Annotated in this window: 28 protein-coding genes; 6 read left to right on the plus strand and 22 right to left on the minus strand. The window is 35.9% G+C overall.

Annotated features, from left to right (window positions below):
- Positions 1 to 91 precede the first annotated feature (91 nt).
- From IGK27_RS07855 to IGK27_RS07905, 11 genes are all read right to left on the minus strand, one after another.
- Positions 92 to 1,123, minus strand: coding sequence for a M23 family metallopeptidase (locus tag IGK27_RS07855; RefSeq protein ID WP_002391269.1), 1,032 nt, complete (start codon positions 1,121 to 1,123; stop codon positions 92 to 94).
- 250 nt (positions 1,124 to 1,373) lie between these two features.
- Positions 1,374 to 1,556 carry a hypothetical protein gene (locus tag IGK27_RS07860; protein ID WP_002394548.1) on the minus strand — a complete coding sequence of 61 codons (183 nt, stop codon included), beginning with the start codon at positions 1,554 to 1,556 and terminating at the stop codon, positions 1,374 to 1,376.
- 371 nt (positions 1,557 to 1,927) lie between these two features.
- Entirely contained in the window at positions 1,928 to 2,110 is a 183-nt protein-coding gene (locus IGK27_RS07865; protein WP_002371963.1) for a hypothetical protein, read from the minus strand.
- A 287-nt stretch (positions 2,111 to 2,397) separates the two neighbouring features.
- Entirely contained in the window at positions 2,398 to 3,894 is a 1,497-nt protein-coding gene (locus tag IGK27_RS07870; RefSeq protein ID WP_002371964.1) for a C47 family peptidase, read from the minus strand.
- Positions 3,895 to 3,911: 17 nt separating this feature from the next.
- Positions 3,912 to 4,550, minus strand: a complete 639-nt coding sequence (locus IGK27_RS07875) for a C47 family peptidase (protein WP_002371966.1) — start codon at positions 4,548 to 4,550, stop codon at positions 3,912 to 3,914.
- A 651-nt stretch (positions 4,551 to 5,201) separates the two neighbouring features.
- Positions 5,202 to 5,894, minus strand: coding sequence for a hypothetical protein (locus tag IGK27_RS07880; RefSeq protein WP_002391270.1), 693 nt, complete (start codon positions 5,892 to 5,894; stop codon positions 5,202 to 5,204).
- 106 nt (positions 5,895 to 6,000) lie between these two features.
- Positions 6,001 to 6,168 (minus strand): hypothetical protein, encoded by a 168-nt coding sequence (locus tag IGK27_RS07885; protein ID WP_016622362.1) that lies wholly within the window; start codon positions 6,166 to 6,168, stop codon positions 6,001 to 6,003.
- Positions 6,169 to 7,005: 837 nt separating this feature from the next.
- Complete coding sequence (gene rplS / locus IGK27_RS07890) at positions 7,006 to 7,353, minus strand: 50S ribosomal protein L19 (protein WP_002357176.1); 348 nt, start codon at positions 7,351 to 7,353, stop codon at positions 7,006 to 7,008.
- A gap of 143 nt (positions 7,354 to 7,496) precedes the next feature.
- A complete protein-coding gene (gene trmD, locus IGK27_RS07895; protein ID WP_002381776.1) occupies positions 7,497 to 8,237 on the minus strand; it encodes a tRNA (guanosine(37)-N1)-methyltransferase TrmD in 741 nt (246 codons plus the stop codon).
- Positions 8,227 to 8,751: a ribosome maturation factor RimM gene (gene rimM, locus IGK27_RS07900; RefSeq protein WP_002360070.1), complete on the minus strand. Its 525-nt coding sequence runs from the start codon at positions 8,749 to 8,751 to the stop codon at positions 8,227 to 8,229. Before rimM ends, trmD begins: the two co-directional genes overlap by 11 nt.
- A gap of 107 nt (positions 8,752 to 8,858) precedes the next feature.
- Entirely contained in the window at positions 8,859 to 10,220 is a 1,362-nt protein-coding gene (locus IGK27_RS07905) for an Nramp family divalent metal transporter (RefSeq protein ID WP_002357171.1), read from the minus strand.
- Between the two features lie 196 nt (positions 10,221 to 10,416).
- Here IGK27_RS07905 and IGK27_RS07910 point away from each other — a divergent pair, with 196 nt between their 5' ends.
- The 3 genes from IGK27_RS07910 to IGK27_RS07920 all read left to right on the plus strand — a co-directional run bounded on the left by IGK27_RS07910 (position 10,417) and on the right by IGK27_RS07920 (position 13,524).
- Entirely contained in the window at positions 10,417 to 10,791 is a 375-nt protein-coding gene (locus tag IGK27_RS07910; RefSeq protein ID WP_002381774.1) for a VOC family protein, read from the plus strand.
- 221 nt (positions 10,792 to 11,012) lie between these two features.
- On the plus strand, positions 11,013 to 11,621 hold the full coding sequence (locus IGK27_RS07915) for a TVP38/TMEM64 family protein (protein ID WP_002383106.1): 609 nt from the start codon (positions 11,013 to 11,015) through the stop codon (positions 11,619 to 11,621).
- Positions 11,622 to 11,721: 100 nt separating this feature from the next.
- A complete protein-coding gene (locus tag IGK27_RS07920) occupies positions 11,722 to 13,524 on the plus strand; it encodes a glycerophosphoryl diester phosphodiesterase membrane domain-containing protein (protein WP_002364138.1) in 1,803 nt (600 codons plus the stop codon).
- 188 nt (positions 13,525 to 13,712) lie between these two features.
- Here IGK27_RS07920 and IGK27_RS07925 read toward each other — a convergent pair whose 3' ends face one another.
- The 5 genes from IGK27_RS07925 to IGK27_RS07945 form a co-directional block, all read right to left on the minus strand.
- Complete coding sequence (locus IGK27_RS07925) at positions 13,713 to 14,399, minus strand: Bax inhibitor-1/YccA family protein (protein WP_002357165.1); 687 nt, start codon at positions 14,397 to 14,399, stop codon at positions 13,713 to 13,715.
- Positions 14,392 to 14,877 (minus strand): MaoC/PaaZ C-terminal domain-containing protein, encoded by a 486-nt coding sequence (locus IGK27_RS07930; RefSeq protein WP_002357164.1) that lies wholly within the window; start codon positions 14,875 to 14,877, stop codon positions 14,392 to 14,394. The genes IGK27_RS07925 and IGK27_RS07930 overlap by 8 nt, the downstream gene beginning before the upstream one ends.
- A gap of 197 nt (positions 14,878 to 15,074) precedes the next feature.
- Positions 15,075 to 16,412 (minus strand): UDP-N-acetylmuramate--L-alanine ligase, encoded by a 1,338-nt coding sequence (gene murC, locus IGK27_RS07935; RefSeq protein WP_002357163.1) that lies wholly within the window; start codon positions 16,410 to 16,412, stop codon positions 15,075 to 15,077.
- A gap of 154 nt (positions 16,413 to 16,566) precedes the next feature.
- A complete protein-coding gene (locus IGK27_RS07940) occupies positions 16,567 to 17,520 on the minus strand; it encodes a hypothetical protein (protein ID WP_033626471.1) in 954 nt (317 codons plus the stop codon).
- Positions 17,521 to 17,637: 117 nt separating this feature from the next.
- Positions 17,638 to 18,597, minus strand: coding sequence for an aromatic acid exporter family protein (locus IGK27_RS07945; RefSeq protein ID WP_002360063.1), 960 nt, complete (start codon positions 18,595 to 18,597; stop codon positions 17,638 to 17,640).
- Positions 18,598 to 18,699: 102 nt separating this feature from the next.
- Here IGK27_RS07945 and IGK27_RS07950 point away from each other — a divergent pair, with 102 nt between their 5' ends.
- Entirely contained in the window at positions 18,700 to 19,311 is a 612-nt protein-coding gene (locus IGK27_RS07950) for an FUSC family protein (RefSeq protein ID WP_002365791.1), read from the plus strand.
- Positions 19,312 to 19,351: 40 nt separating this feature from the next.
- Here IGK27_RS07950 and IGK27_RS07955 read toward each other — a convergent pair whose 3' ends face one another.
- Positions 19,352 to 20,233, minus strand: coding sequence for an ROK family protein (locus IGK27_RS07955; protein WP_430596409.1), 882 nt, complete (start codon positions 20,231 to 20,233; stop codon positions 19,352 to 19,354).
- Positions 20,234 to 20,235: 2 nt separating this feature from the next.
- Positions 20,236 to 20,538, minus strand: a complete 303-nt coding sequence (yidD, locus tag IGK27_RS07960; RefSeq protein WP_002357157.1) for a membrane protein insertion efficiency factor YidD — start codon at positions 20,536 to 20,538, stop codon at positions 20,236 to 20,238.
- A gap of 177 nt (positions 20,539 to 20,715) precedes the next feature.
- Here yidD and IGK27_RS07965 point away from each other — a divergent pair, with 177 nt between their 5' ends.
- The gene (locus tag IGK27_RS07965) at positions 20,716 to 20,868 is read left to right on the plus strand and encodes an SPJ_0845 family protein (protein ID WP_002357156.1); all 153 of its coding nucleotides are present in this window, start codon (positions 20,716 to 20,718) and stop codon (positions 20,866 to 20,868) included.
- Between the two features lie 16 nt (positions 20,869 to 20,884).
- Here the strand turns inward: IGK27_RS07965 and yihA are convergent, their stop codons facing one another.
- Positions 20,885 to 21,466 (minus strand): ribosome biogenesis GTP-binding protein YihA/YsxC, encoded by a 582-nt coding sequence (gene yihA / locus IGK27_RS07970; protein ID WP_002357155.1) that lies wholly within the window; start codon positions 21,464 to 21,466, stop codon positions 20,885 to 20,887.
- A gap of 97 nt (positions 21,467 to 21,563) precedes the next feature.
- Positions 21,564 to 22,817, minus strand: coding sequence for an ATP-dependent Clp protease ATP-binding subunit ClpX (gene clpX / locus IGK27_RS07975; protein WP_002357154.1), 1,254 nt, complete (start codon positions 22,815 to 22,817; stop codon positions 21,564 to 21,566).
- A gap of 191 nt (positions 22,818 to 23,008) precedes the next feature.
- On the opposite strand from clpX, the gene IGK27_RS07980 reads away from it, so the two are divergent.
- Complete coding sequence (locus tag IGK27_RS07980; RefSeq protein WP_002357153.1) at positions 23,009 to 24,037, plus strand: lactonase family protein; 1,029 nt, start codon at positions 23,009 to 23,011, stop codon at positions 24,035 to 24,037.
- Between the two features lie 90 nt (positions 24,038 to 24,127).
- On the opposite strand, the gene IGK27_RS07985 is transcribed toward IGK27_RS07980, so the two are convergent.
- Together IGK27_RS07985 and dcuC are read right to left on the minus strand one after the other, a co-directional pair.
- The gene (locus IGK27_RS07985) at positions 24,128 to 24,604 is read right to left on the minus strand and encodes a GNAT family N-acetyltransferase (protein WP_002360059.1); all 477 of its coding nucleotides are present in this window, start codon (positions 24,602 to 24,604) and stop codon (positions 24,128 to 24,130) included.
- Between the two features lie 11 nt (positions 24,605 to 24,615).
- Entirely contained in the window at positions 24,616 to 25,989 is a 1,374-nt protein-coding gene (gene dcuC, locus IGK27_RS07990) for a C4-dicarboxylate transporter DcuC (protein ID WP_002360057.1), read from the minus strand.
- Positions 25,990 to 26,001: the final 12 nt, after the last annotated feature.

Below are 26,001 nucleotides of genomic sequence, written 5' to 3' on the forward strand. Positions count from 1 at the left end.
ATTTTTTTAGTATAGTAACTGTATTTCTATTTATACTCGTTCACCTCTTTAAAATTTATTAAATGCATAATCCTACTGTCATTTTCTAAATTTAAAATGGATTTGACTGTGAAATACCTATTTGCAAGCGATCCAACGGTTCTCCAAAGATTCCTGCATAACTGTCTAGTCCAGGAATAGAACCATTATCTGCACTTACTTTTAACCAGCCTGATCGTTTCGTAGTTTGTGAACGATAGTAAGCCTGTGATAATTTTTCTCCCTTAGGAGTTATATAGTTTAGCTGAACACCATCAATTGCTTGTCCAGGCATACCTGCCGCTCCATTTACTGTATCGCTCTTATCCCCTTTACTTACCCAAGGCAACCATCCGCTTTGAGCCGTGTGAACACGATATTTCATTTGCCCTTTATCTACCTTTATATAAAGCATATCATGTTGACGATTAGGGTAACCTGCGAAACCATCATTGGTATTGTTAAAGTTGGTTACTTCTGGTAACCATGAACCTCCGAGGACCCGCAATCCGTAACGAACATTTGTTGTGAAATTTTTTGGTCCTGGATTTGGAGGCGTAGGCGTAGATCCTCCTTGAAGTATAGGAATTGGGTTAAACCAAGTGCCATCATCTTTATTCCAAGAAGAATGAGCAGAACGCCATTCTTTTTTTGTCATTCCTAAATGTAAATGACTAGAAGTAAACTTTCCTATCAGCTGTCCTTTTTTAACAGTTTGTCCAGTGCTAACTTTAATATCTCCAACATTTCGGCTAAATTCTTGATAAATCACATTTGTGTTTCCCGCTTGTAGTACAATAAATGCACCTAATGAGCCTCCACCTACAGGATCCCAACCAGCATATAAAATTTTACCATCATGCACAGCATACACACTGCCATTTCCATAAATAGCAGAACCAAAGTCAAACCCATCATGGAAATAAGTACCTCCTCGGTTAAATGCAGTGTTCCCGAATTGTTGTCCTTCTTCATATCTTCCCGCATATGGTTTGCCCAGTGGCCACGACCACTCATTAGAAGCTGCGTTGACAGAATAAGAAGAAAACGCCAAAGAAACAACGATAGATAATACCCCTAGAATAGAAAGTAAAATATTTTTCATAGAAACCCCTCCTAATTAATATTTATTACAAGACTAACGTACTGCGACACACGATTTACAGAGTATCCCCCAATGTTATTGGATTTTAGTCAATTGATCTGATTTTATAGTTAGGCACCAACTTAATGATTCTTTTAAACAAAAAATTTGATTTAACAGTATTTTTAACTAGTACAACAGGTACTTCTAGAACTAATTCATCTAATGCTTCATGAGATAGATTAATAACAACCAGAACCTTAATTGTGATTTATTTTTTTATTTTACTAACATAAAGTCCTATTACAAAAATAATGGTTCCTACAACAGAAATCGCAAAAGAATTTAATAGTACTTTTTGAAAGGCTTCTCCTTTAATTAAAAACCAAATACAAGAGCTTAGTAATATTACAAAGAACGAATATAACACTAAAACCACATCTTTATTTTTCATTAAAACCACATACACCTTCCAAAACTCCAAATTAGTGACGCTGCTGCTGCCGCAGGCAAAAGACCTTTAAAAGCATACTTTGCTACCAACTTAGCTACTTCTGCGGCTGCTTTTCTTTGTAGAAGACCTACAATACCACCACTAAGTAGACCTTGTATAGCAGAAACTCCTAAAGTATCTTGGATGGCTGTGATAGCACATTGCTTGGCATCTGCACGTTTAAATCGCGTTTGTTGAATATCTTCTTTTACTTGATTTTCAAGTTTAGTTAACTCAGCCGCATGACCATATTTAGCATATAAAACATTGAAATTTAAAGATTCGACGTTACCTAAATCATCATAGGTTACTGCATTATCAAAAATGGAATTTCAATCGTTTTCAAATTCTCTAGAGAATTTTTCTTGTTCAACAGTATTCAATGGCTGTCTCTCTAAATTTTCATTCGTAGCAGCATAAACACTTGCACCAGCACTAGCAAATATACTCAATGCCATAAGTAACGTCATTGCCAAACAGAAGAACTTTGATTTTTTAGAAAAAGTAATTTCCATGTTTAAGTCCCTACTTTCTTTTTTTGTTGGTTACAATTATAGCGATATTAAAGATAGTTTGCTATCAAAATCCCTATTTAACGTTTATCCCATCTTAAAAGAACGCAAACTTCTTAGAATTGTGTTTTCTTTTGTTCTTCGCCAGTTCCTTTTAAACATTAAACTGAATTAAATATATAATAGAGACAGTTACTTAGGGGAGAACCATTACTAAAATTTTTCTTACTGATTTTTATTATCTAAAAACACACTCTTTTGAAATTGAGAATTACTTCTGACATGCATGACTACCGAATGTCTTGTTCTAATACCCATTTGTTAATTCCTGAAAGAAAATAGGCTAATTTTGAATTAGAGCGTCTAAAAGGTTTCACTTTTAGAGCGGTATATTGTTTATTTCTTACATTAGTTGGAATTGCTTCTCCAGTTTGATATTGACTAGCTTTTGATAATAAAGTTACTTTTTTATTAAGCAGTGGCGTAGGAAACTCTTTTACATCCTGCTCTAATACCCACTTATTTATCCCCTCTAAATAATAAGCTACCTTAGAACTCGATTGTGAAATGCTTTTTACATCCTTGATAATGTACTCTTTATTTCTTAAATCAGTAGGAATTTTTTCTCCAGTTTGATAGTAAGTAGCTCTTGATAATAAAGTAGCAATTTTACCTTTCATTGCATAATTTATTGGTTCTTTTCTAAAATTAATACCAGAATACTTCCATGAATAAACATTATCATTTAATTTCCAGTTACTCATATCTTTTTGATTAGTTAACATCACTTTTTGCCACCAAGGATTCCAAAAGTAGTAATAAGAATCTAACGTATTATTTTTGGCTATAATATAACCGATGACAGTAACTCCATGTGATTTTGCAGGATTATAATTCTGAGTAACGTTGTCTAAATGAACATACACTGGAGCCTTTTTATCAATTTGTGTTTGAACTTCCGCTGGTGTCAATCGACTATTTTTTATATCCAAAGTATAACCATATTCCTTTTGCATAGTTTGAACGGTATGTGCAAAAGGTTTACTTGTAATATACTTCCCATCTACTAATTCTGCTTCTGAGGCAGTACGAAAAGCTTTTTTGATGAGCGTTTTTGCATTGGTTATGGCTTTCCCTTCAATCGAATTAATCATTGTAGATAACGTATAAAATGCACACCATGGTTCTAATCCTTGCGTTTCTGTAATCATCCAATTAGGGATAATATTTCGATTATACTCTGGAACCGTATCATCAGGTACAGAACGTTTCTTTCTATTAAAGTTGTCTACCGATTGCTTAATATCAACTGCTTGTTCACGAGTTGGTTCTTCTGCAGACAGAAGTTGGTGGCTCTCGCTATCAAGGTTCAAAGAAAAGCTGGTACCTTCTGCTGTAGGTGTTAGTCTATTTAACAGCTCAACAAACTGACTAGAAATCGTTAGCGATGGCGTATTGTTCATTAAAGAAACTTCTAATAAATCATGAATAAGCCCAGATTCTTTATCGATAATAGGAAAATAGGCTGTTTGAGTATCTGTTTCATTAGTTAAAGTAAATGGCTGCCCCAAATAAAAATCATCTGTACTTAAAGGTTCTGTATTTTCCACTACAGACAAGTTCTCAAAATAAAATTGCCAATCTTGCTGTGCATACATCCTCAATTCTGAAGGTACTTCTTTTGTTTGAATGAACAGTGGAGTATTATCACCATCCATTGCTGAAGCATTAATTCCAAACAAAAGGCTTGTTAAAAACAAGCCTATCCCTAAAATGTATTTTTTCACGGTCCTTTCAACCTCTCTTACTTAAGAATAATCATACCTATAAAGGTATAATCTTTTTGCGGTGTATTATTCACTGAAAAATCCGTAACAGTTAACTTATTTTTATTCGTCAACGTAGTCAGGCTAGAAGGATAGATATAGTTCGACATCCAGATACTTGTACTCATAAATGGTTCTTTAATATTTTCACCATCTGGAGCAACGTATACGTATCCATGCGCTACAGCTAATAAATAAGGTTCCATCCAATCGGTTTTGTTTGGTTTATAACATAGTAATACTGGATGATCTTTATCAAGCTCACTCTTCACTTGGTTGAAATTAAGTTCATTCTTCGTTGCATCAAGCCATTCCATATTTACCCCAATAGAAGTGGCATAGCGAATGCAATCTTTAATAGACACAGAAGCATTATTAAATTCTTTGTCTGTCTTTTTTGGATATACAAATTTTAGTATCGTTTTTGCTGTAATATCTTTTCTATTTGTTTTAAAGTTCAACACTTTAGCAAAAGAATGCTCTATTCCTTGTAAATCATAATGTTGATCATTCGTTTCGAAATTAGCCAAACTCTTCATTTCAGGAGCAGCGTTTACCACATAACCTGATCCCACAAAAAGGATTACTAGTAAAATGGTAGAGATAACTTTCTTCATTTAATTCACCTAACAATTCATTTTAAATTTTGAAATACCAACATAAGAAAGTACAACTAGTAAAAATCCAGCCAACACAACTAAAATAGAGGACATATTTATACGCCAATTTCCACTAATGTTATAAGAATTCAGCAGCCCATAGGTTCCTAGTACGACACTTACTAAACCTAATAGAAAAATTATCCCAAAAAAAGTGTACACTAACATTCTTAATTTTCTTGAAGAACTACTTGTTTCTCTTGTTTTAAATAAAGTGTATATAATCAAAAACGCAAGAATAATAGAAATTAGTTGAACCATCAATATGTCTCCTTCTTACTAATTAAGTCTAGTATCATACATCTTCATGGAAAATATTTTTTTTATCCATATAACCTTTGTAAGAGATTGCAAATAAAAATATGGATATCAAGATAATTTTAAAATTTTTAAACTCGTCAAAAACAAAGTAAGCATAAAGAAAAGATATACCACCTAAAAAAATACAAGCAATAGAAATATTAAACGAAAATTTAACAAATAAGTAGAATTTATTCTTTATTTTTTCATTCAAAATCCCTATAGTAGCGATAAAAACTGAGACTATAAAGATTATTAGGATTAACCCTATTACAAGGTACATCTTTTTCAATCCTTTCGTAAACTCTATTAAGTTAATTCAATGTAGCCATTATTGGGTATTTTGTCAATAGAATCTAATAATTTTGCAGCCTGCTTTCCAGGACTTAGAATCGCACTAATAATTAATCCAACTGCTTTATCTTGTAAATAGTTTTTCGCGCCTTTTATTCCTAGCTTCTCGCTTTCTTTAATAATTACTGGAATCATTTCTTTCTTTACAAATTTCTTTGCACCTTCTTGACCCAATGCTTTAACCATTGCAGACACTGACCCAAAACCTCCGATAATTAATACAACATTAAGCGCAGTATCTAAAACTGTTCCTAAGACGTCAACAGAAATCAAACCATGTCCAGCATTTCTAGGTTGTATTATAAAACCTTGCATAGCGTTTGATAGATATTGTTTATATTGCTCTCTAGACATCCCATTTGTACTTCCATTTTGTAAAGCAATATCATATTGTAGATCTAAAACTTTGTTATATAATTCTAATTGAACAGGAGTCATATTTTCTTTATTGAATTCGGTTTCAAATAGAGAAACTCCTTTGTATTGATTGGCTAGCGCCTCCATCCGTTGCTCTAACTCTTTTGTTGTAGAATTTACTTGTACATAGTTACTCTCTTCATTTGCGTATACTGTAGCCCCTGTTGTTAATATCGGTGATAATCCTAATAACATTGCAACCCCAGTAGTAATACATATTCTCTTTTTCAATATTATACCTCCTATTAGTAGTTTTCTTCTACTAAAAAAGTATATATTCATCAACTATTTACCGTCACTCAAATTCCTTAAATACACTATATTTCTCCCTATATCGTTAATAATCTGGGAACTTTCCTTTTTTTTTGCATTCACTTGTATCTTCTTGAATCATCTTATTCTTTATAATTGAATCAATAGCTGTTTTTCTCGGAAAGCCACACAAGACTTCTTCTAACGCAAGTTCCATTTTCGCTTTTTTTGATTCTTTCTTTTTTACTTTCATGGTACAGTTTCTTTAATTGATTTTTTTCGATTCTATGTCAAGAATTCGAACAAAAAAAACGTGAAACGGAACCATTCTTTTTCAAAACTAAATCTTTCGCTTTTAATGAAGCAGTTTGTGAACGTATTTGTTCTTTCTCGATAAATGAACGTGCGATGTCAATAAGCTCTTCATCTGAATGGTGATTCCATTGATAATGTTGATTTTCTTTCCTATCAATTTTTCTTAATAAGTTATTCCAAGAGCCATATCTTTGAATAATAAACCAGACACTGGGAACTTCTTTGGGAAACTCGTTTAATTTTTCTTGATATTGACTACATGTTTTTATGCTATTTTCTTCGATAAATTGACTAATTTTAAGAAGTAATTAAAGCTCGTTCATATTTTCCAGAATGCCCCTTCTATCTACTTTTTCATAATGTACCTCTAAATAACTATTTGGAACAGTGTGACACAATCCCTTTTTCGTAAAAGGTAATTGTTTTGGTATTTTCTCAAAAGCCCGCTCTTTTTTGCAAGCCTTGGCTCAAAACTGCAAAATTCGGTCAACATTTTGATATTTTTCGGATGACTTCTGCCGTCAATTTTTCTCTGCTATTTGACACTCTTTTGACCACCTTAATCATCAAATTGAGAAAAGCTAGGACAATTTGAGGAAATTTTTGAATCATTGTCCAAAATTTTGATCTTGAGAAAAGCAAAAAGTCCTTGTTAGACAAGGACTTTTCACACTTATGCGACTTCAAAAAAAGTCAATGTTGATTTTCTACTTAATTACACACAAAAACACCCTCTTGCTGAGCAAGAGGGTGTTCGTTTGTCGAATAGTAAAGATTAACGACGGATTTCTTTGATACGAGCTGCTTTTCCGTGTAATGCGCGTAAGTAGTAAAGTTTTGCACGACGTACTTTACCGTAGCGAACCACTTCAATTTGAGCAACACGTGGTGTGTGTAATGGGAATGTACGTTCCACACCAACACCATTTGAAACTTTACGTACTGTGTAAGTTTCGCTGATTCCAGCACCACGGCGTTTAATTACAACACCTTCGAATAACTGGATACGTTCACGAGTACCTTCGACTACTTTCGCATGAACGCGAACAGTGTCACCAGGGCGGAACGCAGGAATATCCGTACGTAATTGTTCTTGTGTTAATTCTTGAATTAATGGATTCATTTTATCCTTCTCCTTATTCCCAAATATTCTTATGGTCACTTCTGCCACAGCGGAATATTGTAATAGTTAGAGCGCATTGCACTCACCAAATTAGTTTACCACAGACAAAATAAGCTGTAAAGAGAATTTTCTTGAAAGTTCCCTTATTTTTGCTCTTCTTGTTTAATTTCCTCTAATAACTTCAACATTTCAGGCGTCATTTCTACTGATTCCAACATGTCAGGTCGACGCAAAAAGGTCCGTCGTAATGATTCTTTTAGTTGCCATTCTGCAATTAATTTATGGTTACCATTCGTTAGCACGGCAGGGACTTCCATATCGTTGAAAATAGCAGGTCTGGTATATTGTGGATGCTCTAATAGGCCAGTGGAATGTGAATCCGTTTGTGCAGAAAGATTGTTACCTAAGACATCAGGTAATAAACGGACTGTCGCATCAATCATGACCATTGCGCCTAATTCGCCCCCTGTTAAAACGTAATCCCCCAATGAAACTTCATCTGTAACCATCGTGCGAATTCGCTCATCATAGCCTTCATAATGTCCACAAATAAAAACTAAATGTTCTTCTTGTGAAAATTCCTCGGCCATTTTCTGATTAAACGGTTTTCCTGCTGGATCTAATAAGATGACCCGTTTTGGCTGCTGGTTTGTCTCTTCTTCAATTGCTTTTAGGTTATCATAGATCGGTTGTACTTTTAAAAGCATCCCCGCGCCACCGCCATACGGATAATCATCGACCGTTTGGTGTTTGTTATCTGAAAAATCGCGAAAATTAGAGACATTCAATTCTAATAACTGCTTTTCCCGAGCTTTCCCAATAATTGATTCCCCCATTGGTCCTTCAAACATTCTAGGAAAAAGAGTTAATACATCAATTCTCATCGTCAATCAATCCTTCTGGAATGTCCACATCAATCCGTTGATTTTCGACATCGACTTTTGTAACAACGCCTTCAATATACGGTAAAAGTAAATCTTTTTTCTTTGGTCGTTGGACGACCCACACATCATTCGCACCAGGAGATAAAATTTCTTTAATTTTTCCCAGTTCACTACCGGTTTCATCATAAACAGTGGCACCAATGATTTGGTGATAATAAAATTCGTCCTCTGCCAATTCAGCGAGATTGTCTTTTGCAACTTTTAAAATACCGTCACGATATTTTTCAACATCATTGATATTTGGATGTCCTTCAAAGCTTAAAATGTCAAAATTCTTATGCTTGCGGTGGGACTTCACGACCAATTCAATTGGTGCTTTTTTCTCTTGAAATAGCAGTAACGTTGCCCCTTTTTGATAACGTTCTTCTGGAAAATCCGTTTTCGAAATGACCCGAACTTCTCCTTTGATTCCTTGTGTGTTCACAATTTTTCCTACATTTAAATAATCTGTCACGTGAAAGCCTCTCTTCCTTGTATTTCATCTTTCCTATTCTACCATTTCTTACGCGCAAATTCTATGAAAAAACAAAGGCCAACTTTTCTAGTCAGCCTTTGTTTTTATTAATTCGTTAAACCAGTTAATGTACCATAAATTAAAAATAAATTTAATAACGTCAAGGCAATTGCAATAATCCAAGCTAAAAATTTCACCCACGCTGGATTCGCAAATTGGCCCATTAATTTTTTATCACTTGTATACATCGTTAAAGGAATAATCGACACTGGCAAAGCAATACTTAGGAAAACTTGCGTATAAAGTAACAAGTCTTCAACAGCCGTTTCGCTACCGCCATAAATAATGACACAGATAATAACTGGCACAATTGCTAACAAACGAGTTAACACTCGTCGTGCCCACAACGGCATTTTTAAATGGATAAAGCCTTCCATTACAATTTGTCCTGACAGCGTACCTGTAATCGTTGAATTTTGACCCGAAGCCAGTAAAGCAATTGCAAAAAGAATACTTAACACTGGGCTAGCAATATTACCAACAATATCTGGATTTTTCAGAGCATCAAATAAATCAACAAATTTACCTAATTCACTGTTGGTTCCATAAAATAATGCTCCTCCTAAAATTAACAACAAACAATTTACGACAAAAGCGACAGTTAATTGAATATTTGAATCCCAAGTAGTGAAACGAATTGCTTTGGCTTTCTCAGCATCATCGTTACGATCAAATTTCCGTGCTTGCGCAATGGAAGAATGCAAATATAAGTTATGGGGCATGACTGTCGCTCCAACGATCCCCAAGGCTAAAAATAACATGGATTTATCTGTCGCTATTTTTGTGTCTGGAATAAAACCTCGTAACACTTCACCAATATTTGGATCTGCTAATGCCACTTCATAAGCAAAAACAAAAAAGATAACTGCAATTAAACAAGAAACAATTGCTTCGATTTTGCGAAAGCCTAACTTTGTCAGTAGCAACAGTAATAAAACATCAAACGTTGTTATTAACACACCAATTAATAATGGAAAACCAAATAATAATTGCAAAGCAACTGCACCACCAATTACCTCAGCGATATCTGTAGCCATTATGGCTAACTCCGTCACCACCCACAAGGCAACGCCCGTTCGTTTACTTGTATGCTCTCTAGTCGCTTGGGCTAAATCCATTCCTGTCACGATTCCTAAGCGCGCAGCCATACTTTGTAGTAACATGGCAACTAAACTAGAAAGTAAAATCACACTAAGTAACGTGTACTTATATTCCGCTCCGCCAGCAATTGACGTAATCCAATTTCCTGGATCCATATAACCAACAGCCACTAAAGCGCCAGGTCCGCTATAGGCTAGCAAAGTTCGCCAAAAGCTAGCGTTTTTAGGTACCTCGACGGTATTATTTATCTCTTCTAAACTAGGTCCATTTGCATAATTAAGCATTTTTTCCGTTTTCTTTTCTTTCATCCAACATCCCTCAATCTATCTTGTTCACACATTTCACTTTTAGGTACACCTAAAACTAGTTAACATAATTATAGTCTTCTTATTCTTCGTTGTAAACTGTTACATTCTAATTTTTTAAGCACTTTCGCTATAAATCGTTTGGTTTTTACCAAAAAATCCCTTACACTTATTTTATCATAGATCGGAGGTTATGAGGATGAAGTTAGATATGGTCGGTATTATCGTCAACGATATGACACAAGCACTCTCTTTTTACCAAACGCTAGGTTTTAACGTGCTGGGAGAAGCTTCGCCTGATTACACAGAATTACAAAACAATGGCGTCAGGATTTCTTTAAATTCACTACAAATGATTACTGGTGTCTATGGGTTTGCGCCTAGTCAGCAAGGCGATAAAATCGAACTTGCTTTTCTTTGTGAAACGGCCGCAGAAGTTGATAACACCGTGAAAAAAATGAGCCAAGCTGGTTACATTGTTTTTAAAGAACCTTGGAATGCACCTTGGGGCCAACGATACGCAATCATTAAAGACGTGGATGCAAATTTAATTTCACTCTTTGCCCCTCTATAATATTACTAAAAGATGCTCCACTTTCGTTTCTTTAACTCTCTTTCGAAAGATCAGTGCAGAATGGGTCTTAAGTAGGATGTCTTTTCTGTCTCTTTTTTTGTATAATAAACTTATCAAATGATGTGTATCTTACAACTTTGTTCGTTTGCAGAAAGAACAAACGATGTTTTTTATTGATAAAAAGTTATATACTAAAAGTACGATGAGTATAACTAAAGGAGATGAGAAATGTGAGTGTTACCCTATCTAGAAAAATTGTTAATATTATTTCCATTTTGGGCATTGTTGCAACCATAATTGCAACCATCTATTTTATCCGATTAGGTGTCTTCAAGGACATCAATGCACTAAGAGGACTAGTAGGGCAATCTGTCATTCTCGGTCCGATTATTTTCATGTTAATTCAGATTATTCAAGTGGTTATTCCGATTATTCCTGGTGGTGTTAGCTGTGCTGCAGGGGTCTTGATTTTCGGGCCAACAATGGGCTTCGTCTATAATTACGTTGGTATTGCACTTGGCTCTATTATCATTTTCTTATTAGGTCGTAATTATGGGAAACCATTCATTATGAGCCTTGTCAGTGATAAAACATATAACAAGTATATCGGTTGGTTAGACAATGAAAAACGTTTTGAACGATTGTTTGCTTTAGCAATTTTCTTCCCGATTGCACCGGATGATGCGCTTTGTTTAATGGCCGGTTTAACAAAAATGTCTGTGAAAAAATTTACTCTGATTATTCTATTAGCAAAACCTGCTTCTATCTATTTATATAGTCTTGCGTTAATTTATGGCGGTACATTTTTAACTAGCTTACTGGGAATGTAAAATAAATAAAAAAGCGAACGGACTAAATCAAAACTCTGCCTGTGTCAGTTTGATTTAGTCCTTTTATTATGGAATTTTGGTAGAAACTGGGGGACTTTTGATGTTTAGTTATTTTAAAAATAGTATTGTGAATACGCTAGATTTTCTTAAAGGGACAACGGCGTATTTTCGCGATGTGCTCTTGATGCACGGATTTATGTTATTCGTTCTATTGCCTTTATTGACAAGTTTGTCCAAATTGGTACTCAAAGAAGGTGGGATTGATTATATTTCCTACGATAACTTAGGGGCAATTGCTACGCAACATCCCTATGTCCTTTTGACTTTTCTACTAATTGGGCTGTTAATTTTACTGGCGCTCTTTTTTGAATTTACCTTTTTATTGCTTAGTGTCTATTTTATTAAGAAAAAGCAACCAATTACTCTAACGCAATTATTGCACGGCACCTTGCTTCAGATCAAAAAAGTTCGAGGAATTACCTTTCTGTTTTTCCTGGCATATTTCTTTTTGATTTTACCATTAAGTGGGTTAACCTTCCGCTCTTATTTATTAACAAGAGTTAAGATTCCAGCCTTTATCTTAGATTTTATTTTTGCAAATCGCGTCATTATTATTATTGGTTTCGTATTGTTAGAACTGATTATCTTATATTTAGCGATTCGACTTGCTTTTGCCCTTCCAGAGTTGATTTTACGTGATGTTGGTTTTCGTGAGTCTTTAAAACGTAGTTGGCAAATTACAAAGCGGCGCTTTTTCCAGATTTTAGGACAATTTATTATCATTGGTGGAACTGTTTTAGGGATTTTTACGGCTGGCTATTTCTTGATATTTTTAGGTCAAACCGCAGTCGAAACGTTTAAACCTGAGTGGTCTTTACCTAGCGCTGTCATCGCTATGACACTCCTTCAGGTTATGATGCTCTTAAACTTGGTGTTGTCTAGTGTTGCTATTTTTTACATTATTGTTGATGATATGGAGGATGAAGGGATTTTGCCTGACACGCCAGAATGGTTCACCCCGAAATCAGAGGTTCGGGTAGAATGGACCACCTTCAGAGTCGTTCTTTTTTGTTTGATTGCAATCATCTTCGGAATTGGTGTAGGCACCTATAATACGAATTACTTAAGTCATACACCTGACCGAAAACCGGTTACCATCTCCCATCGTGGTGTTAATGGTAACAATGGCGTTCAAAACACCTTGGACTCTTTAATCGAGACCAATAAGGCAAAACCTGATTATGTTGAAATGGATATTCAAGAAACCAAAGACCATCAATTTATTGTCATGCACGATTTTAATTTACGGGCGTTAACGGGTGTTAATAAACGACCAAATCAATTAACACTTAAAGAATTAACGAACATGAATGTCACAGAAAATGGTCAAACTGCTAAAATGGTTTCTTTTGATGATTATTTAGCCAAAGCCAATCAATTAAAACAACGTTTATTAATTGAAATCAAAACCACGCCTCAGGATAGCCCTGATTTAGTACAGCGCTTTGTCAAACAATACCGCGAAAATATTTTAGAAAACGGTCATATCCTTCATACCTTGACCTATGATACGGCGATGGCCTTAAAGAAAGAAGAACCACGCTTTTATGTAGGCTACGTTATTCCTTTCAACATTGTGGGACCGCCTAAAATGCCAGTTGACTTTTTTACTATGGAATACAGTACAATGAATCGTAACTTTGTAAATGCCGCTCATCATGACGGGAAAAAGGTTTATGCTTGGACAGCAAATGATGAAGATGTTATGACGCGAATGATTTTTTATGGCGTCGATGGCATCATTACCGATCAACTCAGTCTACTGAACGAAACAATGAAAACCGATTTAGAAAATCCAACATACTCCGATAAACTGTTGAATTTCGCTATTGGAATGGGTTAAAAAAAGAGCGTGGGACAAAAATCACTTTGGATTTTTGCTCCACGCTCAAAAACTGATAAACGGCGGGAACAGAAGCAACTCCTTCGGAAATAAGCCGGAATTATCCAAAAATTAAAGAACAATTTTCGGAAATTCCTTCTTATTTCTCGGAGTTAAACGCTTCTGTCCCGACCTCTTTTACGTTCATGTTAGTTGTTTTTACCAAAAATTCTTAAGAAAGCTAAGAATAAGTTGATGAAGTCAAGGTATAATTGTAATGCGAAGAAAACGGCCATCCCAGTACCTGCTTGATCACCTGTTTGCGCATAGACTTGGCGAATACGTTGGTTATCATAAGCAGTAATCCCTGAGAAAATTAGGACCATTAAAATGGAAATAAAGAATTCTACAGCATTACTGTGTAAAAGGAACATATTTAGCAACATCGCAATGATGATTCCGATTAAGGCACTATAAGCGGCATGACCAACTGCTGATAGGTCTTTCTTCGTAAAGACACCTACTAATGACATCGCGCCAAAGGTAGCTGCTGCACTTAAAAATGCGCCGGCCACTGTTCCACCAGTATACATTAATAACGTCACGGATAAAGTGACACCATTTAATAATGCATACGCAACAAATCCTGCAATCGCAATGGTTGGATTCTTCTGTGCTTTTGCGCCTAGATATAAAACTAAGCCAATTTCAACAAGCCAAATCATCCAAAAAGCTAAGCTTGATTGGAATAAAGTAGCTAGAACGGGTAAAAAGACAGTTGTCATTGCATAAGCCATGATTGCGCTAATACCAATTCCTAACGCTAAAAATCCGTAAATTTTGGCATAAAATTTATTCAAACCTGTGCCAGTTTGGATATACTCTTGATTATTCATAAGTTAAAGTCCCTTCTTTCTCTGTTAGTTCATCAATCGTCACTTGGGGTGGTTGAACCATCACCACTGCATCTAACACGCGATTTTCTTGCTCATTAACAGCCTCAACTGAAATGGTAATCACATCTTTCATTTTGTCGACTTTGATTACTTCTAATTGGAAAGTCAATGTTTCGTAATGAAAAACGGGTTCCACAAAGTTCACAGAGAAATTCACAACATGTGAACCTGGTCCTGGTAAATGTTTTGAAATCGCACTAGTGATAATTCCCATCAGCATAATTGATGGTACGATTGGTTTTTCATATTCTGTTTTTTGGGCATAATCATGTTGGATATATAAAGGATTCGCATCATTGGTCAAGCCCAAGTAAAGTAATAAGTCCTTGTCTTCAATTGACTCTGTCAAGGACAACGAATCTCCCTCTTCGATATCTTCGATGGTTTTGCCTAATTTTCTCGGTTTTCCGATATTCAAATTAGTACACCTCCGTTATTGATAAGATAATTGTACCAAAATGTACTTAAAAGGCAAGTTAAAAAGTAGTCTTTAAAGGATGTTTAAACAAAACCAACTTATCTACCATGCTAGCATTCTAAAAAAAACAACGGAACAGGAGCAGCTTCTTATTTTTTGAAGCCAGATACCCCTGTCCCGATTTTATTTATGTTCTCTTATAAAACGTTTCTAGTTGTGTTACTTAGTAATGTTTCGTAGGCTTGTTCAAATTTCTGAACGTCGCCAGCACCCATAAAGACCACCACTGCATTTTCAAAATCTAGTAAAGGCGACACATTATCTTCGGTAATTACTTGTCCACCTTTTTGAATTTTTTCGCCTAAATCTTCAATGCGTACCTCGCCTTGTGTTTCACGCGCAGAGCCAAAAATATTACATAAGAATACTTCATCTGCCAAATCCAGTGCTTCAGCAAATTCATCCATTAAGGCAATTGTTCGTGTAAATGTATGTGGCTGGAAGACAGCAATAATTTCTTTGTCAGGATATTTTTGGCGGGCGCCATCAATCGTTGCTTTAATTTCAGCTGGATGGTGCGCATAATCATCAACAATAATCATGTCACTGACTTTTTTCTCGCTAAAACGACGTTTTACACCTTTAAAACTTAGCATTTCTTCTGCGACTTTTTGCATATCAAGTTTTTCAAAATAAGCCACAGCAATCACACCTAGCGCATTCATGATATTGTGATGGCCAAATGCTGGTAAGACAAAATGACCTACAAAATCATCCTTGTGATAAACATCAAAAGATGAGCCTTCCGTTGTTCGTTGAATATTTCGTGCTTGGATATCATCCTCTTCACTGACGCCATAATAATAAACTGGCACTTCTGATTCTAACTGGCGAAGATACTTATCATCACCATAAGCAAAAATTCCTTTTTTGACTTGATGAGCCATTGTTTGGAACGCTGAAAAAACGTCCTCAATGCTCTTGTAGTAATCTGGATGATCAAAATCGATATTCGTCATAATCGCATAATCTGGTGAATAGGCCAAGAAATGACGGCGATATTCACACGCTTCAAATGCAAAGAAATCAGCATCTGGTTCGCCGTGGCCAGTGCCATCCCCTATTAAATAACTAGTTGGATTGATACCACTTAATACATGTGCTAGCAAACCAGTCGTACTTGTTTTCCCATGTGACCCTGTTACAGCAATGCTTGTGTACGGTTCGATAAAACGAGCAATGAAATCGTGGTAACGAATTACTTCTGCGCCTAATTCGATGGCGCGGGCGATTTCCTCATGGGTATCTGGAAAAGCATTTCCAGCAATAACAATCATGTCTTTATCAATATTATCTGCATTAAATGGTAAAATAGGGACACCTGATTTTTCAAGATCCCGTTGTGTAAAGAAATACTCTTCTACATCTGATCCTTGAACGTTGTAGCCTTTTTGGTGTAAGACCAACGCTAATGAGCTCATGCCAGAACCTTTAATTCCGACAAAATGGTATAATTTGTTCTCTTGATTTCCCATTATAATCCTCTTCTCTGTCACTATATAAAACATACCTTTTTTAAAAAATTTTCAATCATACGAGATTCATTATCGTATAAAACAAAAAAATAATCAACTATTAAAACAGAATAAAAAACTTACATGTTTCAAATCCACATGCAAGTTTCATCTCTTAACTAAAATATTTACTGTTTTCTAATACAGAACTTGAATCTTCTAGCATCCCACTTAATGGTTTATCCAAGATGCCCTTTTTCTTCTCTTCTGTCACAGGTGCTTCCGGCTCCACTTGAGCATTCGCTTTAGCTAATTTTTTCCCATAAGCAGTTTGACTTTTAGCATTTTTCTTTGCGGCATTCAAACGGGAACGCGAACGTAAATCCAACGCATCTTCGCCAAAACGTTCTAAGTCTGGTTTGATTTGTTGATATTGTCGTCTAGTTAAAGGAATCTCAGGTTCTGAGGTTGGAAAATTAAACTTCCGCACCGTTGGATCTTCTTCCGTATCTTTCACTTGAAAAGCCGTTGGTTCATCATCAAGAATGACATATGAACGCCGATCTTTTTTCATTGCTTTTAGCAACTCTTCTTCAGTAAAACTAGGTTCCTGTTCCTCAGGAATCACAGAAGCCGGGATATATTTAGGAACAAAATAAGAAGGTGTCGTTTTCTGCACTAATGGTGATGCGGCAGGTCTACTTGGTTTCGCTACGACTTCTTTTTTTTTATACGTTTGTGTCCAGCCATTTCCTTTTGGCGTCCCAAAAAGGCTATTATTTTTTTTCGTTGCTTGTTTATTTTTCGTTGCTTTACTAGCATGTTTTGTGTAGTCTGGCAAATTAGAACGATGACGTGCTAATTGCTCTTGTTGTGCTGCTGTTAATTGTTGTGTTTGTTTATTTGTAGTTGATTGATTCGTTGTTGGTTGTTGGACGGATGGTGTGCTTTGTCTAGTATCTTCGGCAGATGTTGCAGTTCTTCTGCTACCAGACATTGCTTTACCAATCAGATCATCTTGAAATAAGTTACGTTCATTATCTGTTGGTAATTTTACGCCCTGTTCATCATCATATGCTGGAAAACGGAAATGTTTTCTCTTCACTTGAGCATTATCCATTGCGGTCATTCCTTTTATTTTTCTTTCTCATTAGTTTAACACATTCTCAATGAATACTAAAGAACTTGCCTGAATTTTTAAGAGAACAAAAAAAGAAACCTCCGTTTAAAAAGGTTTCTTTTTTGTTTATTTATCTAGTTGTAATTTGGCAAAGTCCGCTTTGACTTGAATGAATGACTGAAACAATTGTAAAAACTGAAAGAGTCGCGCCCGATTTTCAAATTCACTTCTTGTTTGCGGCAATGGTTTTGTGCGATAGGTTTCATAAACGGTCTTAATTCGATTCATAATTTCTTGTCCATCATTATTCTCTGCAAATGTTTCTGCCGTATATTCCAATAATTGTTGAATATAGCGAACTTGTTGCGCATCAACAGTAATATCTTCTAATAATTCCAACATGTTTTTTAGAATATTACTTTGCATTTTTCTCATCGCAAAGTACTCTAAATAATACGTATTGGTAGACAGCAATTGATTCTCGGCATGATTTTTGGCCCACGTCTCGCCTGTGCGAATAAAGGTTTTTAAATCTGCACAATGCATGACCAAATTTCGCTCTCCTGCAGCGTTGTTTAAATGTAGCGCCATTTCCCTTAAAATTTTACGAAACATTGTTTCAATGACTTCTTGGTCTTCTCTTAAACGTTTTTCTGTATCAGGCATATAGGAATTAGCTAATAACGCTAGTCCCACACCAATACTCATTAATAAAAACTCATTTCCAATAATCGCCCAAGAAAGATTTTTTTCGACTAAATAATGAGTTACCAAAACGGAACTCACAACAATCCCATCAGATAATTGAAAATACACAGCTGCTGGAATAAATAATAACAAAAAAATACCAAAAGCAATCGCTGTAAAACCTAAAAAAGTAAAACAAATATACGCTAAAATAGTTGCTAAAGCTAAGGATAACAAACGATAAATTCCTGTCATGACAGATGTTTTTTTCGTGCTAGTAACACTTAAAACTGAAATAATCCCTGCCGAAGGGGCATAAAGTAATCCCAGTTTTTCCGCAATAATCATTGCTAATGCAGCGCTAATGGCTGTCTTGACTGTTCGTAAACCAATTTTCATGCATACTCCCCTTAAAAAATAATAATTCTTCACTTTTCTCTAGTAATTTTACCTCTATTTCGGTTATCATTAAAGAGAAAAGTTATTTAGGAGCGAATATTTATGATAGTGGGTCGATTTCGTTTAGGCATGCGAACGTTAAAAACAGCAATTGCTGTCATGCTGTGTATTCTTTTATTTCAATTTTTCCATCGTGGCTCACCTATGATTGCCTGTTTAGCAGCTGTTTTTTCGCTAAGACAAGATTTAAATACCAGTTTGTCTTTTGGAAAATCGCGCATTATTGGAAACACATTGGGTGGCTTTTTAGCTTTGCTTTATGTATTAGCACAAGATTATTTTCCTAATCAACACTTAGTAGAATTACTGCTACTACCACTTTTAGTCATTATCGTCATCGTTGTTTCTGATGGGATTAATAACAATGCTGGGATCATTTCTGCAACTGCGACACTTTTAATGATTTCTTTAAGTATTCCGCAAAGCGATTCCTTTCAATATGCAATGGAACGTGTGTTGGATACATTCATTGGGACCTTTATAGCGATTGGTTTAAACGTCTTTTTACAACCTAAGCCAGCAGAAGAAGCCCATGAAATTTCTGAAGATTTAGCTGAATTAGAAAAGAAAGAAAAAGAACTAGAAGCTTTACGTCAACAAGTTCAAGCGCGGATTGCTGCAGAAGAAAACACTGATGACAAGGCAAATAAATAAAGAAACAGCCGATTGAAGAGAATAACAATCGGCTGTTTCTTTATAGTTCCCAATTCGTTTTTGCTTGAAAGTTGGCGGCTGCGCCAATCAAGTTGGCATCATTTTGATAATGGCAGGTCACGATTTCTGGAACAAAATCTTTTAATTCAAAGGTTTGTAAATGCGTTAGCATCCGGCGATTAATCTCTGCTAATAAGCCTTCTTTAGCAGAAACACCGCCTCCGAGTACAATCATTTCAGGATCATAAGAAAACTGTAATCCGAATAATCCTTGTGTTAAATAATCATAAAAATTATTGACTTCTTCGCGAGCAATCTCATCCCCTCGTTGTGCCAGTTCAAAAACTTCTTCTCCTGTCACCGCCTGTTTTTCGACTCCAATTCGTTCACAATAGCGCTGAGCCATTTTGACAGCTGTGCCAATTTCACTGAATGTTTGGCCATTACTTAAAAAGTTCAGTCCAAACTCGCCTCCATATAAATGAGCGCCTTTGTACAATTCGCCATTGCGAAAAATCGCTCCGCCAATTCCTGTCCCAATAACGACAAAAAGCACTTCTTTTTTTCCTTTCGCCGCGCCTTCATATATCTCAGCTAAACCAGCACAATTCGCATCATTTTCGATAGTCACTGGTAACCCAAACAACGCTTCTAATTCTTCATAAATGTTAAAATAATGAATATATGGAATGGCGGAAATCCCTAAAATCTGTTGACTTTTTTCGTCAACTACTCCAGGTGAACTAAAAGCAACACCACTAATCGACTCATTTCTTTTGTCTGCATAAACCGAATATAAATGCGCTTTCATTTCTTCCCAAGAGCCAGGTGTTGGAAAGCTCCCTTGATTTGTTAATTCTTTGCCTGTCCAAACGCCGTATTTCACGGAAGAACCGCCAAGATCAAATGCTAAAATTGCCATATTTATCCATCCTTTTCTACTTCTGTTTTCTTATTTCTTCGATACGTATACGGTCCATGATAGGTCTCATCAGGATTTTTCGTCAAGCGAAATTTCAACGGAACATAGTCAATGCCGCCTTTAACAAAAGGATGACATCGTAAAATCCGTGCTACCCCCATCGTTGTTCCTTTGACACTTCCATGTGTATGAATTGCATCAATCATATATTGTGAACACGTTGGGTAATAGCGACAACGTGCAGGCAATCCTGGAGAAATAAATCGTTGATAAAAACGAACACCGCCGATTAACGGATTTTTCATAAAGTGCCTTCTTTCTAACTAATTCTTACTAAAGAATAGCTTGTTTTTTCATGTTTGGCAAGTCTTAGTTACGAGAAATTACACCAGGTGCACCTATGACGAATTCTTACATTTCTGTTGCTATCCAAATGAAAAAAAACGTGCTACACTATAAAAAAAGGAATGGAGGCTTAGTAAATGGGATTAAAATTTGAACGTTCCAATGACTTAGATAAACTCTTCGATTCTTTCGCCGTTGATCCATTAAAGAAAGAAGTACCTCTTGAAGAACTGGCAAAACAACGACAAGAAGTAAAAAAAGAAGAAGCAAAAAAACAAGCAAAAGAGTAATTTTGCTTGTTTTTTTCTATAGAAATTTTTCAATTGCTGTCCAAGCTGCTTCTTTTCCTTCTTTTGTTTCAGAAGAGAAAATAATAAAGTCATCTTGTTTATCAAAATTCAAGGCTTTTTTGATGACACTCTCGTGTTTGTTCCATTTGCCCCGCGGAATTTTGTCTGCCTTAGTTGCTACAATAATAACTGGCAAATCATAGTATTTCAAAAATTCATACATTTGGATATCATCTTGGGTCGGCGGATGACGTAAATCAATTAAAGAAACGACTGCACGTAACTGCTCACGTTGCGTGATATACGTTTCAATCATTTTTCCCCACTTCGCACGTTCTGTTTTAGAAACTTTGGCATAACCATAGCCAGGAACATCCACAAAGTGTAAGGCATCCTCAATTAAATAAAAGTTTAGCGTTTGCGTTTTACCAGGTTTGCCTGAAGTTCTTGCTAAATTTTTACGATTAATCAAGGTATTAATAAAAGATGATTTCCCAACGTTCGAACGTCCAGCTAAAGCAATCTCCGGTAATTGAGATTCAGGATATTGTTTAGGGGATACCGCACTAATCACGATTTCTGCATTATGTACGTTCATTGTTTTCCTCCGTTCTTCTATTCAGTCTTTCATTCAAAAGCTTAACAAAAACAGCTCTTTCGGAGATCCGCCGAAAGAGCTGTTTTCAGCTTCAATCTTATACAGCTTCTTTATCTTTTTTGTTATAAATAATTGTTGGTTTACCGGTACCTTCAGCGGCCATTTTAGTAATGATAACTTTTTCAATGCTTTCATCTGAAGGAACATCAAACATTACGTCCATCATAATTTCTTCAATGATTGAACGAAGTCCCCGTGCGCCAGTATTACGTTCAATGGCTTTGGCTGCGATGGCTTTTAATGCTTCTGGTTCAAATTCTAATTTAGTGTCATCAAGAGACAATAATTTTTGATATTGTTTCACCAAGGCATTCTTCGGTTCTGTTAAAATTCGAACCAAATCATCATTCGTTAATTTATCAAGCGCAGCCATTACAGGTAAGCGTCCAATAAATTCTGGAATTAAACCAAATTTCAATAAATCTTCTGGAATAATATGTTGCATGATGCTTTCTTCTTCATTTAAAGCAGAATTAGTTTTACCAAAACCAATAGTTTTTTCGCCTAAGCGGTTTTTAACAATGGTTTCAATTCCATCAAATGCTCCACCAACGATGAAGAGAACATTCGTTGTGTCAATTTGGATAAATTCTTGATGTGGATGTTTGCGGCCCCCTTGTGGTGGTACACTTGCAACTGTTCCTTCAAGAATTTTTAGTAAGGCTTGTTGAACACCCTCACCTGAAACATCTCGAGTAATCGAAACATTTTCACTCTTACGGGCAATTTTATCAATCTCATCAATATAGATAATGCCCTTTTCCGCGCGTTCAACATTATAGTCAGCAGATTGTAGTAATTTTAAAAGGATGTTTTCAACATCTTCCCCTACATAACCTGCTTCTGTTAAACTGGTCGCATCAGCGATTGCAAAAGGTACATTTAATGTTTTTGCTAACGTTTGAGCCAAGAAAGTTTTACCTGAACCTGTTGGTCCAATTAAACAAATGTTACTTTTTTGCAATTCAACGTCATCTTGAGTTGCAGCTGTTTCTGATTGATTCACACGTTTATAGTGATTGTAAACAGCAACAGAAAGTGTGCGTTTTGCACGTTCTTGTCCAATAACATATTCATTTAAAACATTTAAAATTTCTTGGGGTTTTGGCACATCCGTTAATTCTCGGACTGCTTCATCATAAAATTCTTCATCAATAATCTCTTTACATAGATCAATACATTCATTACAAATATAGACACCCGGACCAGCAACAATTTTTTTTACTTCTTCTTGTGTTTTCCCACAAAATGAACAACGAACGGTCCCGTTATTATCCGTATTGTCGTACATGTTCGTCACCCCTCTAAAAATCAAAAAATGACTGTCATCACAGTCTCTCATCATAATAGCACAAACCACTTTAAAATGCGAACATCTCAGATAGAAAGTTTTATTGTTCTTAGACTTCTTATGGTATACTACATTATATAAAAGCACTTTCATAAAAAGTGATTGTGTTGAAACAAATTGGAGGAATTGTGATGTTAGAACAAATTTTACTAGGTACCTATACTCGAAGAGCCAGCCAAGGCATTTATAAAATTGCATTAGATACGACACAAGGTCGTTTAACAGAAGCGACACTTTTGTTAGAAGAAACGAGTCCTACCTATCTTGCTCTGAGTCAAAAGGGCGAACTTTTTAGCGTCACTAGTGTTGACGGTGAAGGTGGCACTGCCGCTTATCAACCAGAAATGGACCATTTTAACTTATTGAATAAAGTAACTGAGGAAGGTGCGCCGCCATGTTATGTAGCTGTTGACGAAAACCGACAACTTGTCTATGCAGCAAATTATCACCAAGGTATCGTTCACGTGTATCGTATCTTAGAAGATGGTTCTTTGGAAGATGCTGACAAAGTGATTCATACAGAGCCAACTGGTCCTCATGAAAACCAAAACAATGCCCATGTTCATTACACAGATTTGACGCCTGATCAACGCTTAGTCGTCTGTGATCTAGGAACCGATCGTGTGTATACGTATAATGTTAGCTTAGATGGAAAGCTTTCTGAAATCGCTCAATTCGTGACTGAGCCAGGGACTGGTCCACGTCATTTAGTGTTCCACCCAACAAAATCATTGGCTTATTTATTTGGTGAATTAGATAGCACTGTTTCAGTTCTTTCATATGATGAAACAGATGGTTCTTTCACTGAATTACAAAAAGTTTCTACTTTACCTGCTGATTATGATGCGTTTAATGGTGGTGCTGCGATTCGTATTTCTTCTGATGGCCGTTTCCTTTATGCTTCAAACCGTGGCCATAACTCAATTGCTGTCTATGCTGTTTCAGAAAATGGCGAAGCGATTGAACGAATTCAATTAATTTCAACAGAAGGCGATATTCCGAGAGATTTTGATTTAGATCCTTCTGAAGATTTCATCGTTGTCGCTAATCAAGACTCTGATAACTTAACACTTTATCGTCGGAACCAAGAAACAGGCTTATTAGAAATGATTCAAAAAGATGTTGCCGTTCCCGAATGTGTTTGTGTTTTATTTGTATAATTAAGTTGACTATTTCCTTGGAAAATAACAGGAGTCAGATGCTAATTAATGTTTGCATCTGACTCCTGTTTTCTTATTTTAAACGATGGATTAGTTCTCCAATTCTTTAACGTATAAATAAAAAGAGCCAAAGTCTAAGCGATTCATTTGTAAAGATTCATGAATTTTTGTGAACCCTTTACTTTCGAAAAATCGAATCATTCTATGGTTTGTATGATTAGTCTGAGCATACATTTTACGTCTTCCTTCCCAGACTGCTCGTTTCTCCAATTCATGGAACAACAAACTGCCATAACCCTTGGCAATATAATTAGGCGAAGTTGCAAAGCGCTTTAACCAAACAAAGTCTTGTTCCTGCTCCATACATAACGTTGCCATTGAAAAAATCATTTCTTCGTGCACTAGCAAATATAATCGTTTTTTTGTAATGTCTTCTTGGATATCTCCTTGAGAAGGATAGTCCTTTGTCCACTGTGTAATGCCCACAACATCCATATATGCCTTTACTTCTGTTAAAAATTGAAGAATCATCGGTAACTCTTTCTCATCAGCCACTCTAATTTTCATTGTTTATTCTCTTAATAAGGTAACAATAGAATCGACAAGACAATCACACTAATAATGCCAATGATGGTCGGTACACTCGTCCGTTTTAAAATTCTGATGGGACTAACTCCTACTGTTGATGCGACAATCATGACAACTGCTGCTACAGGAGAAATCGTTCTAGTTAAATTCGCAATCATCTGCATTGGCAAGGAAATTAAAATACCATCAATCCCAGCTTTTTCGGCAATCCCAGGGATTAGTTCGATAACCGCATAAAACATTGCCAGTCCACCACCGCTTAAAATTCCAAAAAGGGTCGTTGCACCGCTGAAAATTAAGGTCGTGACAATTCCTGCTGAACTTGATGCTTCGACAGATGCCATAATACTATCAATAATTCCTAACGTTTGAATCGCAGACGTGAACAATGAACCGCCTACGACAAGCATCACAACTTGACTAAACCCTTGCCCCATTCCTTTAAACATCTCGACAGCCGTATCTTGAACCTTTTTAAAAGATTTCAAGCGAAGCGTCTCAACCAATACAGCAATGAAGAAAGAAATAAATGTAAGAACAAAAATATCCATCGTTATTCCTTTAATAAACATTCCTGCGATTCCCACTCCAACAATTAATAATAGCGGTAATATTGGCAATATTGCATAAAATTTAGGAACATCAAATTCTTTTTGTTTGCTTAAGCCCTCTTCATTTAATGAAACATAGGCAGCCTCACCTTCTTTTTTATCGCAGTATTTTTGCCAGAAGTACTGTGCAACCGCAATGATTAATAACGATGGCAGCGAAATTTTGGCATTCCATACAACATAATTTAACACATCATAACCAAGGGTATTTGCGGCGATTACGTTATCCGCGCCTAAAGGTGTTGGCATGATAGTTGCCGTCATTGCAATCACACCTGCAGCAGTTAATGATGAAATCCCCATGCTGGCTAGCATCGGATATAATATAGACATTAAAATAATCGCTAAGCTTGATGCACTAGGAACTACCAGTGACATTAAATTTCCAATTAAAAAGACCACAGGGACAAATAACGATTTACGTTTAATCTTCATTAATGGTTTCACCAAAAAGTTGACAGCCATCTGATTGGCCCCGATTGCATTCATATAGCCTGAATAACCAAAAAGAATCATAATTACAATTCCTGCTGAACTCACTTGTGCAATAATTGTATCTTTAAACTTCAAGAAAATATCAAATAATCCAAAACCGGTTCCTTCTCCTGCAGGATAAATGGGATGTCCTAACATCCATGCACATGCAAGTAGAACAAGCGCACCAATAATTAAGCTGAGTGCGGGATGATAATTTTTTACAATCAAATAGGCTACAACAACTAAAACGACCAATACCAATAAACTTTCAATCATACTTATCCTCCT

This window comes from Enterococcus sp. DIV0236, from assembly GCF_050558525.1.
GTDB lineage: Bacteria > Bacillota > Bacilli > Lactobacillales > Enterococcaceae > Enterococcus > Enterococcus faecalis.

What these genes read in the sequence shown, in the direction of transcription:
- clpX (WP_002357154.1), bottom strand. Translation starts at nt 22,817, where the DNA reads ATGTACGACAATACGGATAATAACGGGACCGTTCGTTGTTCATTTTGT.
- IGK27_RS07855 (WP_002391269.1), bottom strand. Translation starts at nt 1,123, where the DNA reads ATGAAAAATATTTTACTTTCTATTCTAGGGGTATTATCTATCGTTGTT.
- IGK27_RS07915 (WP_002383106.1), top strand. Translation starts at nt 11,013, where the DNA reads ATGAGAAATGTGAGTGTTACCCTATCTAGAAAAATTGTTAATATTATT.
- IGK27_RS07940 (WP_033626471.1), bottom strand. Translation starts at nt 17,520, where the DNA reads ATGACCGCAATGGATAATGCTCAAGTGAAGAGAAAACATTTCCGTTTT.
- IGK27_RS07905 (WP_002357171.1), bottom strand. Translation starts at nt 10,220, where the DNA reads ATGAAAGAAAAGAAAACGGAAAAAATGCTTAATTATGCAAATGGACCT.
- IGK27_RS07885 (WP_016622362.1), bottom strand. Translation starts at nt 6,168, where the DNA reads ATGAAAGTAAAAAAGAAAGAATCAAAAAAAGCGAAAATGGAACTTGCG.
- murC (WP_002357163.1), bottom strand. Translation starts at nt 16,412, where the DNA reads ATGGGAAATCAAGAGAACAAATTATACCATTTTGTCGGAATTAAAGGT.
- IGK27_RS07965 (WP_002357156.1), top strand. Translation starts at nt 20,716, where the DNA reads ATGGGATTAAAATTTGAACGTTCCAATGACTTAGATAAACTCTTCGAT.
- yidD (WP_002357157.1), bottom strand. Translation starts at nt 20,538, where the DNA reads ATGAAAAATCCGTTAATCGGCGGTGTTCGTTTTTATCAACGATTTATT.
- IGK27_RS07985 (WP_002360059.1), bottom strand. Translation starts at nt 24,604, where the DNA reads ATGAAAATTAGAGTGGCTGATGAGAAAGAGTTACCGATGATTCTTCAA.
- IGK27_RS07925 (WP_002357165.1), bottom strand. Translation starts at nt 14,399, where the DNA reads ATGAATAATCAAGAGTATATCCAAACTGGCACAGGTTTGAATAAATTT.
- rplS (WP_002357176.1), bottom strand. Translation starts at nt 7,353, where the DNA reads ATGAATCCATTAATTCAAGAATTAACACAAGAACAATTACGTACGGAT.
- IGK27_RS07945 (WP_002360063.1), bottom strand. Translation starts at nt 18,597, where the DNA reads ATGAAAATTGGTTTACGAACAGTCAAGACAGCCATTAGCGCTGCATTA.
- IGK27_RS07865 (WP_002371963.1), bottom strand. Translation starts at nt 2,110, where the DNA reads ATGGAAATTACTTTTTCTAAAAAATCAAAGTTCTTCTGTTTGGCAATG.
- IGK27_RS07920 (WP_002364138.1), top strand. Translation starts at nt 11,722, where the DNA reads ATGTTTAGTTATTTTAAAAATAGTATTGTGAATACGCTAGATTTTCTT.
- IGK27_RS07980 (WP_002357153.1), top strand. Translation starts at nt 23,009, where the DNA reads ATGTTAGAACAAATTTTACTAGGTACCTATACTCGAAGAGCCAGCCAA.
- IGK27_RS07950 (WP_002365791.1), top strand. Translation starts at nt 18,700, where the DNA reads ATGATAGTGGGTCGATTTCGTTTAGGCATGCGAACGTTAAAAACAGCA.
- IGK27_RS07875 (WP_002371966.1), bottom strand. Translation starts at nt 4,550, where the DNA reads ATGAAGAAAGTTATCTCTACCATTTTACTAGTAATCCTTTTTGTGGGA.
- IGK27_RS07955 (WP_430596409.1), bottom strand. Translation starts at nt 20,233, where the DNA reads ATGGCAATTTTAGCATTTGATCTTGGCGGTTCTTCCGTGAAATACGGC.
- trmD (WP_002381776.1), bottom strand. Translation starts at nt 8,237, where the DNA reads ATGAGAATTGATGTATTAACTCTTTTTCCTAGAATGTTTGAAGGACCA.
- dcuC (WP_002360057.1), bottom strand. Translation starts at nt 25,989, where the DNA reads ATGATTGAAAGTTTATTGGTATTGGTCGTTTTAGTTGTTGTAGCCTAT.
- IGK27_RS07860 (WP_002394548.1), bottom strand. Translation starts at nt 1,556, where the DNA reads ATGAAAAATAAAGATGTGGTTTTAGTGTTATATTCGTTCTTTGTAATA.
- IGK27_RS07910 (WP_002381774.1), top strand. Translation starts at nt 10,417, where the DNA reads ATGAAGTTAGATATGGTCGGTATTATCGTCAACGATATGACACAAGCA.
- yihA (WP_002357155.1), bottom strand. Translation starts at nt 21,466, where the DNA reads ATGAACGTACATAATGCAGAAATCGTGATTAGTGCGGTATCCCCTAAA.